Here is an 11953-nt window from a genome sequence, read left to right on the forward strand (position 1 = left end):
CTTCTCAGTCTGATGTGGGGTCGCTGGTAGCAGAGTTGCACCGGTCACGAAAGGCGCAGCGCTTTGGCCGCAAGGCGTGCATGTTACCGAAAGACGATGAAAACGGCCGGGTTTCGGCCGGATTCTCGTCTCGTCGCCAAGCTGGTGACGGCGCGCAACATATTGTGATTGGCGTGGTTGGCCCGGCTGGCTTCAGGCGATCTCGCGCCGCCAGGGTGGATTGGCGCCGGCGCGCGAAACCGTGACGGCCGCCGCGCGTGCGCCGAGGTTGAGCGCCTGCTCGATGGCGTCGCGCGGCAGGTTGCCGAGGGCTGCTTTCGTCAGCAGGCCCTGCTCATGCAGCGACGCCAGGATGCCGGCATTGAAAGTGTCGCCGGCGCCGACGGTGTCGACGACCTCGACCTGTCGCGGCATAACGGTGACGGCATGGTTGCGTGTGTAGCCTATGGCGCCCTTGCTGCCTTGCGTCAGTACAATGAGCTTGGGGCCGCGCTCCAGCCAGCCCCGGATGACGTCTTCCGCCGGGCCCGCTTCCTCGAACCAGGCAAGGTCCTCGTCCGACAATTTGACGATGTCGGCCATCGTCATCATGCGGCGGATGCGCTCGGCGTGCCTGGCACGGTCGGGAATGAAGCCGGGGCGGATGTTCGGATCGAGCATCGTCACCCGTTTCGCATGCTCGCGCGCCATCAACGCTTCATAGGTGGAACCGCAGGGTTCGGGAATGAGGCTGATGGCGCCGAACAGCAGCGCCTCGACGTCGCCGGCGAGATCGGGCAGGTCCTCGGGCGAAAGCATGCGCCCGGCCGTGCCTTCGTCGTAGAAGACGTAAGTAGCATGGCCGTCCTTCAGATCGACGAAGGCGAGCGTCGTCGGCCGCGCCGAGAAGTGGGCGTAGCGCGTGCCGGCCTTGCTTTCGGCCAGGACGCGCGCGATCTGCTGGCCGAACAGGTCGGTGGAGAGGCCGGAGAAGAATTCGACCGGCACGCCGAGGCGACCGAGCGCGATGGCCGTGTTGAACACCGCACCGCCGGCATAGGGCGCGAAGGCCGGTTCCCCGGCGTCCGAGCGGCGCGGCAGCATGTCGATCAGGGCCTCGCCGCAGCACAGGATCATGATGGCCTGCTTTCTTCCGCATTGGTGGCGCTGGTGAGGACCGTGGCGCCGAGAAGGAACCGTTCCGAGAGCGGCAGGCTCGCCCCGCCGAGTGCACGCGCATGGATGCCGACGGTGCCCTCGCGCACCACCGGCAGCTTGAGGCCCTCGGCGTCGATCCGGCCAACGGCTTTCGCTACCGCCTCGACCAGCCGGCGGCGCACCGCCGCCGGCATCCAGCCGTCGATGACGGCCGCCTCGAAATCGATCACCGAAGAGGCGGCGACGATGGCGTAGGCCAGCGCGTCCGACGCGTCGGCGATCCAGGCGTCGAGTTCCGGGCCGATGTCGCCCCAGTCCTGGGGTGAGGTCCACAGATGCGAGGCCTCGATCCCGCACGCGGCGAGCGTCCTTTCCAGGACGGCGATGGAAGCCCTGTCGATGAGCTGGGTCGGCCTGCCGTCCGGCCCCGGTACCGGCATCGAGCCCAGCGCCCCGGCGTTGCCGGTCCTGCCGCCGTAGAGCCGGCCGTCGAGCACGATGCCGCCGCCGGCGAAGGCGCCGATATAGAAATAGACGAAATCGCGCAGGCTGGCCGCCTGCCCGAACACCATCTCGGCACCGCAGGCGGAGGTCGCGTCGTTCTGCAGGTAAACCGGGAAGTCGCACAGGGCCTGGATTTCGGCGCGTATGTCGCAATGGCGCCAGGCGTCCATGACGTCGCGGGGCGCGCCGGCGGCGTCGATCCAGTTCCAGAGCTCGAACGGCATGGCGATGCCGAGGCCGGCGATACGCCCATTCTGCCTGGCGTCGAGGCTGCTGCGCAGCTCCTTCAAACCGGTGGCGACGAATGCCACCGTCTCGCCGGTCGTCGGGTAGCGATAGGAATGATGCAGCATGGAGCGCACGCTGCCGAGGAAATCGATGAGCACCAGTTCGGCGCTGCGCCGGCCGATCTTGAGGCCGATGAAGAAGGCACCGTCCGGGTCGAGAGCCATCGGCACGGACGGTTGGCCGATGCGCCCGCGCACCGGTGCCTGCCGAACGAGCAGGCCGTCGGCCTCCAACTCGCGCATGATGACGGAGACGGTCTGCGCCGAGAGCCCGGTCATGCGGGCGATGTCAGACTTGGCAAGGCTGCCGTGCTGGCGCACCAGCGACAGCACCAGCCGTTCGTTATGGGCACGCATGCCGCTCTGGTTCGTGCCGCGATGGAGCGGGCCCGTCGCGGCTTCGCGCGAACCGTGCCTGATAACGTCGCCGTCCACCCCGTCCTCCCGCCGTTGCCTTCCGCGCTGTTTTCTCGTCAAATTGCGCAAGCTTGGCAAGGCTGTCAATAATAAATAAGAGTGATTTATTTATTGTCAAACTGATGCTAAGGCGTTCCTCGCAGGCTGGCTTGGGCGCCGATCATGCAGTGCTGTCCATTGCGGTTGGCAAGATTTAAATCGATTGAAAACGACAAGAGATATCGGCTAGCATGAAACGGATGGAATGATAGAACGGGGTGAGCGGCCGCGGTCGCACCGTTTCGAAAGCCAATTACCAGAGGCCACATGGCGAGCGCAAAGACTGTTCAAATTCCACAGGCTCTCCCGGAAGATCCGGACCCTCAGGCTCTCGCCGCCGAGATCCTCAGGGTGCTGCGTTATCGCGTCGGCAAGGACACCACCGTCGCCACCCGCTACGACTGGCTGACTGCGTCCATACAGGTGGTGCGCGACCGCGTCATCGATCATTGGATGGAGGCGACCAAGGAAGCCTACGACCGGCAGGAAAAGCGCGTCTACTACCTGTCGCTCGAATTCCTCATCGGTCGTCTGATGCGCGATGCCTTCTCCAATCTCGGCATGATGGAGACGATGCGGCAGGCCCTTGTTTCGCTCGGCGTCGATCTCGATGCGATTGCCCAGCTCGAACCGGACGCTGCACTTGGCAATGGCGGGTTAGGCCGGCTCGCCGCCTGTTTCATGGAATCGATGGCCACCGTCGACATCCCGGCGCACGGCTACGGCATCCGCTACGCCAACGGCATGTTTCGTCAGGAAATCCAGGACGGCTGGCAGGTCGAGCTGCCCGAAACCTGGCTCGACCACGGAAATCCGTGGGAGTTCGAGCGCCGCGAGCGTGCCTTCGAGGTCGGCTTCGGCGGCTCGGTCGAATCCGTGACCGACAAGGACGGGCGTCTGGAGCGCCACGTCTGGAAGCCCGGCGAGCGCGTGCTCGCCGTCGCCTACGACACCCCGGTCGTCGGCTGGCGGGCCAACCGCGTCAACACGCTGCGCCTGTGGTCGGGCATGCCGGTCGACCCGATCCTGCTCGACAAGTTCAATGCCGGCGATCACATGGGCGCGCTGGCCGAAAGCAACAAGGCAGACGCCCTGTCGCGTGTGCTCTATCCGGCCGACTCGCACAAGGAAGGGCAGGAACTCAGGCTCCGGCAGGAGTATTTCTTCTCCTCGGCCTCCTTGCAGGACATCCTCCAGCGACATCTGTGTCAATATGGCGATCTCGGATCCCTGCCGGACAAGGCGGCGATCCACCTGAACGACACCCATCCGGCGGTCGCCGTGCCAGAACTGATGCGGCTTTTGATGGACGTCCACGGCATCGATTTCGATCAGGCCTGGGACATCACCAGGCGCACTTTCGGCTACACTAACCACACGCTTTTGCCGGAAGCGCTGGAAAGCTGGCCGGTGCCGCTGTTCGAGCGGCTTCTGCCGCGCCATATGCAGATCGTCTATGCCATCAATGCTGCGGTGCTCTTGGAAGCGCGCGCAACCGGCCGCTTCAACGGCGACCAGATCGCCCGCATCTCGCTGATTCAGGAAAACGGCGACCGCCGCGTTCGCATGGGCAACCTCGCCTTCGTCGGCTCGCATTCGATCAACGGCGTGTCGGCACTGCATACCGAACTGATGAAGCAGACGGTGTTCGCCGACCTGCACAGCCTCTATCCGAACCGCATCAACAACAAGACCAACGGCATAACGCCGCGCCGCTGGCTGTTCCAGTGCAATCCGGGCCTGACGGAACTCGCGCGCGAGACGATCGGCGACCGTTTCCTCGACGACATCGAGGCGATCCACGATCTCGATCGCTTCGCCGAGGATGCCGGGTTCCGCGACAAGTTCGCCGCCGTCAAGCGCGCCAACAAGGAGCGGCTGGCCACCCTGGTCGCCGAGCGGCTGGGCATCAAGGTCGATCCGTCGGCGCTGTTCGATATTCAGATCAAGCGTATCCACGAATACAAGCGCCAGCTTCTCAACATCCTCGAAGCTATCGCGCTCTACGACCAGATCCGCTCGCACCCGGAGCGCGATTGGGTGCCGCGCGTGAAGTTCTTCGGCGGCAAGGCGGCGCCCAGCTATCACAATGCCAAGCTCATCATCAAACTGGCCAACGATGTGGCGAAAGTCATCAACGGCGATCCGTCGGTGCGTGGCCTGCTGAAAGTGGTGTTCGTGCCCAACTACAACGTCAGCGCCGCCGAGGTGATGATGCCGGCAGCCGATCTGTCGGAACAGATTTCGACGGCGGGGATGGAGGCGTCCGGCACCGGCAATATGAAATTCGCGCTGAACGGCGCGCTCACCATAGGTACGCTCGACGGCGCTAATGTCGAGATCAGGGAGCGCGTCGGCGACGACAACATCTTCATCTTCGGCCTGAAGGCCGATGAGGTGGCCGAGCGGCGCGCCAACGGCTACCAGCCGCGCACGATCATCGAAGGCTCGCGTGAACTGTCGCAGGCCATAGCCGCCGTCTCGTCCGGCGTGTTCTCGCCCGACGACCCGGATCGCTATCGCGACCTGATGAACGGCCTCTACGACAGCGACTGGTTCATGGTCGCCGCCGATTTCGATGCCTATGCCGCGGCGCAACGCTCCATCGACGACGTTTGGCGCGACAGTTCCGACTGGTACGCCAGGGCCATCCGCAACGTCGCGCGCGTCGGCTGGTTCTCCTCCGATCGCACCATCCGCGAATATGCGAAAGATATCTGGAACGTGCCTGCCTGATGTGATTGCATGAGAAACGGCAACGTATTGTTGTACCCGGAAAGGGGAGCCGCTTGACGAAGAAGCCGCGTGCGACCGCGACAATGGGCGGAACGGACGGACTGGCATCAGCCGGCGATGTCTCCGCCATTGTTTCGGGCACGCATGGCGATCCGTTTGCGGTCCTCGGCGTGCAGGCTGCCGGCAAGGGTTTCGTCGCCCGCTGCTTTATTCCTCATGCCGAGCGCGTGACGGCCCATACGCTGGCCGGCAAGGAAGTCGGCACGCTTGAGAAGCGAAACGAGGACGGGTTCTTCGAAGGCAAGCTGTCGATCCGCAAGCGCCAGCCGCTGCGCTATCATGCGGAAAATGCCGGCGGCGAATGGTGGCTGACTGATCCCTATTCCTTCGGCCCGGTGCTCGGGCCGATGGACGACTACTATATCGCCCAGGGCTCGCATCTAAGGCTTTTCGACAAGCTCGGCGCCCACCTGATCGACCACGAAGGGGCCAGCGGCGTGCATTTCGCCGTCTGGGCGCCGAATGCCAAGCGCGTCTCCGTCGTCGGCGACTTCAATGACTGGGACGGCCGCCGCCACCCGATGCGCCTGCGCCGCGACACCGGCATCTGGGAGATTTTCATTCCCGATATCGGCGCTGGCCGGCCCTACAAGTTCGAGATCATCGGCGCGCAGGGCGTCCGGCTGCCGCTCAAGGCCGATCCCTTCGCGTTCCAGTCGGAGCTGAGGCCGGCCACGGCTTCGGTGACGGCCGAGCCATCACAGCACCAATGGGGCGACGAGGCGCATCGCACGTTCTGGCGCGACGCCGATCCGCGGCGCCAGCCGATGGCGATCTACGAAGTCCATGCCGGTTCCTGGCAGCGCAACGAGGATGGCACGTTCCTGACCTGGGACGAACTGGCCGACCGGCTGATCCCCTATGTGGTCGAAATGGGCTTCACCCACATCGAGTTCCTGCCGATCTCGGAGCATCCTTATGATCCGTCCTGGGGCTACCAGACGACCGGCCTGTATGCCCCGTCGGCGCGCTTCGGCGATCCTGACGGCTTCGCCCGCTTCGTCGACGGCGCCCACCGCGCCGGCGTCGGCGTCGTTCTCGACTGGGTGCCGGCGCATTTTCCCGTCGATCAGTTCGGGCTGGTGCGCTTCGACGGCACCGCGCTCTACGAGCACGAGGATCCGCGCAAGGGGTTTCATCCGGACTGGAACACGCTGATCTACAATTTCGGACGCCACGAGGTCATCGAATTCCTGGTCAACAACGCCCTCTACTGGGCCGAGAAATACCATGTCGACGGGCTGCGTGTGGATGCCGTCGCCTCCATGCTCTACCTCGACTATTCGCGCAAAGCCGGCGAATGGATCCCCAACGAGAAGGGCGGCCGTGAGAACCTTGAGGCCGTTGCCTTCCTCCAGCGGATGAACAAGGAGCTTTACGGCCATCACCCTGGGGTCGTGACCATCGCCGAGGAATCCACCTCATGGCCGAAAGTGTCGAAGCCGGTACATGAAGGCGGCCTCGGCTTCGGCTTCAAGTGGAACATGGGCTTCATGCACGACACGCTGCAATATTTCGCGCGTGAGCCCATCCATCGCCAGCACCATCACGACGAACTCACCTTCGGGCTGATGTACGCCTTCAGCGAGAATTTCGTCCTGCCGCTGTCGCATGACGAGGTGGTGCACGGCAAAGGCACGCTGATCTCGAAGATGGCCGGCGACGACTGGCAGAAGTTCGCCACGCTCCGGGCCTTCTATGCCTTCATGTGGGGCTATCCCGGCAAGAAGCTCCTGTTCATGGGGCAGGAATTCGCCCAACGCCGCGAATGGAGCGAGGCGAGGGCGCTCGACTGGGACCTGCTGCAATACGCCCCGCACAGCGGCATGCAGAAGGTGGTGAAGGACCTGAACCGTCTCTACCGCAACTATCCGGCGCTTCATGCGCGCGACTGCGAGCCGGAAGGGTTTGAATGGCTGGTCGTCGACGACAAGCAGCGCTCCGTCTTTGCCTGGCTGCGCAAGGCGCCTGGCGCAAACCCCGTCGCGGTCGTCTGCAATTTCACGCCGGTGCCGCGCGAGAACTATCGGCTGCCGCTGCCGCACGCCGGCACATGGCGCGAGATCGTCAACACCGATGCCGCCGACTATGGCGGCTCCGGTATGGGCAACGGCGATTCCGTAGAGGCCGTGGCCGAAGGCGAAGGGGTTGCAGCCGTGCTGACGCTGCCGCCGCTTGCCACCGTCATGCTCGAATTCGTTCCGGACTGAGTGCTTGGGAGGAAACCATGGCCGATATGAAACGAACCCAGCCGCTGGCCCGCGATGCGATGGCCTACGTGCTGGCAGGTGGGCGTGGCAGCCGGTTGAAGGAACTGACCGACCGGCGCGCCAAGCCGGCCGTCTATTTCGGCGGCAAGACCCGTATCATCGATTTCGCCCTGTCGAACGCGCTGAATTCCGGCATCCGCCGCCTCGGCGTGGCGACGCAGTACAAGGCCCATTCGCTGATCCGCCACCTGCAACGCGGCTGGAATTTCCTGCGCCCGGAACGCAACGAGAGCTTCGACATCCTGCCGGCCTCGCAGCGCGTGTCGGAAACCCAATGGTACGAAGGCACGGCCGATGCCGTCTACCAGAACATCGACATCATCGAGAGCTACAACCCGGAATTCATGGTCATCCTGGCCGGCGACCACATCTACAAGATGGACTACGAACTGATGTTGCGCCAGCACGTCGACGCCAATGCCGACGTCACCGTGGGCTGTCTCGAAGTGCCGCGCATGGAGGCGACGGGTTTCGGTGTCATGCATGTCGACGGCAAGGACAACATCATCGCCTTCGTCGAGAAGCCCGCCGATCCACCCGGCATCCCCGACAAGCCGGATTTCGCGCTGGCCTCGATGGGCATCTATGTCTTCCGCACGAAATTCCTCATGCAGTTGTTGCGCGAGGATGCCGCCGATCCGAATTCCAGCCGCGATTTCGGCAAGGACATTATCCCGAAGATCGTCCAGGGCGGCAAGGCGATCGCCCATCGCTTCGCCAAGTCCTGTGTGCGCTCCAGCCAGGAGGCGCTGCCTTACTGGCGTGATGTCGGCACGGTCGATGCCTACTGGGAGGCCAATATCGACCTCACGGATGTGACGCCCGAACTCGATCTCTACGACCGCGACTGGCCGATCTGGACCTATGCCGAACTGAAGCCGCCGGCGAAGTTCGTGCATGACGAGGAGGGGCGCCGCGGCGAGGCGATCTCCTCGCTGGTGTCGGGCGACTGCATCGTCTCCGGCGCCTCGCTGCGCCGCAGCCTGATTTTCACCGGCGCGCGCATCAATTCCTATTCCAAGCTGGAAGAGGTGGTGATGCTGCCCGACTGCACCGTCGGCCGCAACGCGCGCCTGAAGCGCGTCGTCATCGACCACGGCGTCAAGATCCCCGAAGGGCTGGTGGTCGGCGAAGACCCGGCGCTGGACGCCAAACGCTTCCGCGTGTCGGAAAAGGGCATCTGCCTGATCACCCAGCCGATGATCGACAAGCTGGGATGACGGTTCCGGAAGCAGGCCGAATGACTGACAAAAACATGCAGGTGCTCTCCGTCGCCTCCGAAATCTTTCCGCTGGTCAAGACCGGCGGCCTGGCGGACGTCGCCGGCGCGCTGCCCATTGCCTTGAAGGGAAAGAGTGTCGCCATGCGCTCGCTCGTGCCCGGCTATCCGGTGGTGATGGATGCGCTGAAGCAGGCAAAAGCCGTGGCGGATTATCCGGCCCTGTTCGGAGGCAAGGCTTCCGTGCTGGCGGCCGAGGCCGCGGGGCTCGATCTTCTGGTGCTCGACGCGCCGCATCTGTTTGACCGTCCGGGCAGCCCCTATGGCGATGCGGCCGGCCGCGACTGGCCGGACAGTTGGCGCCGCTTCGCCGCGCTCAGCCGCGTCGGCGGCGACATCGCCGGCGGCTCGGTCGCCGGCTACGTGCCCGACGTCGTCCACGCGCATGACTGGCAGGCGGCGATGACGCTGGCCTACATGCGCTATGGCCGCGCGCCCGCCACGCCTTCGGTGATGACCGTCCATAACCTTGCCTTCCAGGGTCAGTTCGGCGCCGGCATCTTCGGCGAACTCGGTCTGCCGGCCGAGGCGATGACGCTGGACGGCGTCGAATATTACGGCGGCGTCGGCTATCTCAAGGCCGGCTTGCAGGCGGCATGGGCGCTTACCACCGTCTCGCCCACCTATGCGCAGGAAATCCGCACGCCGGAATTCGGCATGGGCCTCGATGGCCTCGTCAACCTGCGCGCCGGCGATCTCCATGGCATCGTCAACGGCATCGACACCGACATCTGGAATCCAGCCACCGACAAGCATCTTGCCGCACCGTATTCGGCCAAAACGCTGAAAGCGCGCGCGCGCAACAGGGCCGCCGTTGAGGAGCGCTTCGGCCTCGATCGCGACAATAGCCCACTCCTCTGCATCGTCAGCCGGCTGACATGGCAGAAGGGCATGGACATCCTCGCCGCCGTGGCCGACGGCATCGTCGCCGCCGGCGCGCGGCTAGCCGTGCTCGGCTCCGGCGACGCCGGACTGGAAGGCGCGCTGCTCGCCGCCGCTGCCCGCCATCGCGGCCGCATCGGCGTGGTGATCGGCTACGACGAGGCGCTGTCGCATCTGTTGCAGGGCGGCAGCGACGCCATCCTGATCCCGTCGCGCTTCGAGCCGTGCGGGCTGACCCAGCTCTACGGCCTGCGCTACGGCTGCGTGCCGGTCGTCGCCCGCACCGGCGGGCTCGCGGACACTGTCATTGACGCCAACGAGGCGGCCGTCGAGGCAAGCGCCGCCACCGGCTTCCAGTTCGCGCCGAACAGCGGTGAGGCGCTGCTGCACGCCGTTCACCGGATGGTCGAGCTGCATCAAAACCCGGTGATCTGGGTCTCGATACAGCGGCAGGGCATGAAAGCCGATCTATCTTGGGACAGGAGCGCGGAAAAATATGCCGGGCTCTACCGCTCGCTCCTATCGAGAAAGGCTGTTTGAAGAATGATCCGCACCGTCGCCACCAAACCTTTCGACGACCAGAAGCCCGGTACATCCGGCCTGCGCAAGAAAGTGCCGGTGTTCCAGCAGCCGCACTATGTCGAGAACTTCGTCCAGTCGATCTTCGACGCGCTGGACGGTTTTGAGGGCAAGACGCTGGTGCTGGGCGGCGACGGTCGCTTCTACAACCGCGAGGTCATCCAGAAGGTGCTGGCGATCGCCGCCGCCAACGGCTTCGGCAAGGTGATGGTCGGGCAGGGCGGCATCCTGTCGACGCCGGCCGCCTCCAACGTCATCCGCAAATACAAGGCCTTCGGCGGCATTATTCTCTCGGCCAGCCACAATCCCGGCGGGCCGAAGGAAGATTTCGGCATCAAGTACAATGCCGAAAACGGCGGCCCGGCGCCGGAAAAGATCACCGACGCCATCTTCGCCAAGTCGAAGGCGATCAAGGAATACCGCATTGTCGATATCGGCGCGGTCGATCTCGACAAGGTGGGCACCGTCGAGGTCGCCGGCATGACGGTCGAGGTCATCGATCCGGTCAAGGACTATGCCGAGTTGATGGAGAGCCTGTTCGACTTCGACGCGCTGAGGGCGCTGTTCAAGTCCGGCTTCCGCATGGCTTTCGATTCCATGCACGCGGTGACCGGCCCCTACGGCAAGGAGATTCTGGAAAACCGCCTCGGCGCGCCGGTCGGCACCTGCCGAAATTTCAAACCGCTGCCCGATTTCGGCGGCCATCACCCCGATCCGAACCTCGTCCACGCCAAGAAACTCTATGACGACGTCATGAGCCCGTCCGGTCCGGATTTCGGCGCCGCCTCCGACGGCGACGGCGACCGCAACATGATCGTCGGCAAGGGCATGTTCGTCACGCCATCGGACAGCCTTGCAATCATCGCGGCCAACGCGAAGTTGGCGCCGGGTTATGCCAAGGGCATTTCCGGCGTTGCACGCTCCATGCCGACGAGTGCCGCCGCAGACCGTGTGGCTGAAAAGCTCGGCGTCGGCTGCTACGAGACGCCGACCGGCTGGAAGTTCTTCGGCAACCTCCTCGATGCCGGCAAGGTGACGCTGTGCGGCGAGGAGAGCTTCGGCACCGGCTCCAATCATGTGCGCGAGAAGGACGGGCTGTGGGCCGTACTGTTCTGGCTCAACATCATCGCCGCGCGCGGCGAGAGCGTGAAGGAGATCGTCACCAAGCACTGGGCGACTTACGGCCGCAACTACTATTCGCGTCACGACTACGAGGAGGTCGAGAGCGAAAAGGCCAACGCGCTGATGAAGGATCTCGGCGCGAAGCTGGACTCCTTGCCCGGAACCATGGTGCGTGGGTTGACCGTCGAGAAGGCCGACGACTTTTCCTACCACGATCCGGTCGACGGTTCGGTCAGCGAGCATCAGGGCATTCGCGTGATGTTTGCGGGCGGTTCGCGCGTTGTCTTCCGCCTGTCCGGAACGGGTACTTCCGGCGCCACGTTGCGCGTCTATATGGAGCGCTATGAGGCGGACCCATCCAAACACGGCATCGACACGCAGGAAGCGCTTGCCGACCTGATCGCGGCTGCGGACGACATCGCCGGCATTCATAGCCACACCGGCCGCGCCGCGCCGAGCGTGATTACGTGACCCGCATGGGCGGATAGTCAGTTTAGATGGGATTCTTGTTAAGTCTTGCGGGCTTGATACCCCTTCCCTTTAAGGTGGAGGGGGACTGGCCGTATCGGCGCCCTGCCAGGACCTTCGTTTCACTCGTGCCGGACAGCGCCGGCAGGATTCCCCTCCCCATTGAGGGGAGG

Annotated in this window: 7 protein-coding genes; 5 read left to right on the plus strand and 2 right to left on the minus strand. The window is 64.4% G+C overall.

Annotated elements, in window-relative coordinates; translation table 11 throughout:
• Window positions 1-192: 192 nt before the first annotated feature.
• Window positions 193-1116, minus strand: coding sequence for a carbohydrate kinase (locus FGU64_RS22640; RefSeq protein WP_139955132.1), 924 nt, complete (start codon window positions 1114-1116; stop codon window positions 193-195).
• Window positions 1113-2363 (minus strand): ROK family transcriptional regulator, encoded by a 1251-nt coding sequence (locus FGU64_RS22645; RefSeq protein WP_246671196.1) that lies wholly within the window; start codon window positions 2361-2363, stop codon window positions 1113-1115. Before FGU64_RS22645 ends, FGU64_RS22640 begins: the two co-directional genes overlap by 4 nt.
• Window positions 2364-2651: 288 nt before the next feature.
• On the opposite strand from FGU64_RS22645, the gene FGU64_RS22650 reads away from it, so the two are divergent.
• The 5 genes from FGU64_RS22650 (at window position 2652) to FGU64_RS22670 (ending at window position 11783) form a co-directional block, all read left to right on the plus strand.
• On the plus strand, window positions 2652-5120 hold the full coding sequence (locus tag FGU64_RS22650; protein WP_139955133.1) for a glycogen/starch/alpha-glucan phosphorylase: 2469 nt from the start codon (window positions 2652-2654) through the stop codon (window positions 5118-5120).
• A gap of 83 nt (window positions 5121-5203) precedes the next feature.
• Window positions 5204-7390 carry a 1,4-alpha-glucan branching protein GlgB gene (gene glgB, locus FGU64_RS22655; RefSeq protein ID WP_139955523.1) on the plus strand — a complete coding sequence of 729 codons (2187 nt, stop codon included), beginning with the start codon at window positions 5204-5206 and terminating at the stop codon, window positions 7388-7390.
• Between the two features lie 17 nt (window positions 7391-7407).
• The gene (gene glgC, locus FGU64_RS22660; protein WP_139955134.1) at window positions 7408-8670 is read left to right on the plus strand and encodes a glucose-1-phosphate adenylyltransferase; all 1263 of its coding nucleotides are present in this window, start codon (window positions 7408-7410) and stop codon (window positions 8668-8670) included.
• Between the two features lie 35 nt (window positions 8671-8705).
• Window positions 8706-10151: a glycogen synthase GlgA gene (gene glgA / locus FGU64_RS22665; RefSeq protein ID WP_139955524.1), complete on the plus strand. Its 1446-nt coding sequence runs from the start codon at window positions 8706-8708 to the stop codon at window positions 10149-10151.
• A gap of 3 nt (window positions 10152-10154) precedes the next feature.
• Window positions 10155-11783, plus strand: coding sequence for an alpha-D-glucose phosphate-specific phosphoglucomutase (locus FGU64_RS22670; RefSeq protein ID WP_139955135.1), 1629 nt, complete (start codon window positions 10155-10157; stop codon window positions 11781-11783).
• Window positions 11784-11953 lie beyond the last annotated feature (170 nt).

This window comes from Mesorhizobium sp. 8 (genome assembly GCF_006351905.1).
Taxonomy (GTDB): domain Bacteria; phylum Pseudomonadota; class Alphaproteobacteria; order Rhizobiales; family Rhizobiaceae; genus Mesorhizobium; species Mesorhizobium composti.

What these genes read in the sequence shown, in the direction of transcription:
- FGU64_RS22640 (WP_139955132.1), bottom strand. Translation starts at nt 1,116, where the DNA reads ATGATCCTGTGCTGCGGCGAGGCCCTGATCGACATGCTGCCGCGCCGC.
- FGU64_RS22650 (WP_139955133.1), top strand. Translation starts at nt 2,652, where the DNA reads ATGGCGAGCGCAAAGACTGTTCAAATTCCACAGGCTCTCCCGGAAGAT.
- glgB (WP_139955523.1), top strand. Translation starts at nt 5,204, where the DNA reads ATGGGCGGAACGGACGGACTGGCATCAGCCGGCGATGTCTCCGCCATT.
- glgC (WP_139955134.1), top strand. Translation starts at nt 7,408, where the DNA reads ATGGCCGATATGAAACGAACCCAGCCGCTGGCCCGCGATGCGATGGCC.
- glgA (WP_139955524.1), top strand. Translation starts at nt 8,706, where the DNA reads ATGCAGGTGCTCTCCGTCGCCTCCGAAATCTTTCCGCTGGTCAAGACC.
- FGU64_RS22670 (WP_139955135.1), top strand. Translation starts at nt 10,155, where the DNA reads ATGATCCGCACCGTCGCCACCAAACCTTTCGACGACCAGAAGCCCGGT.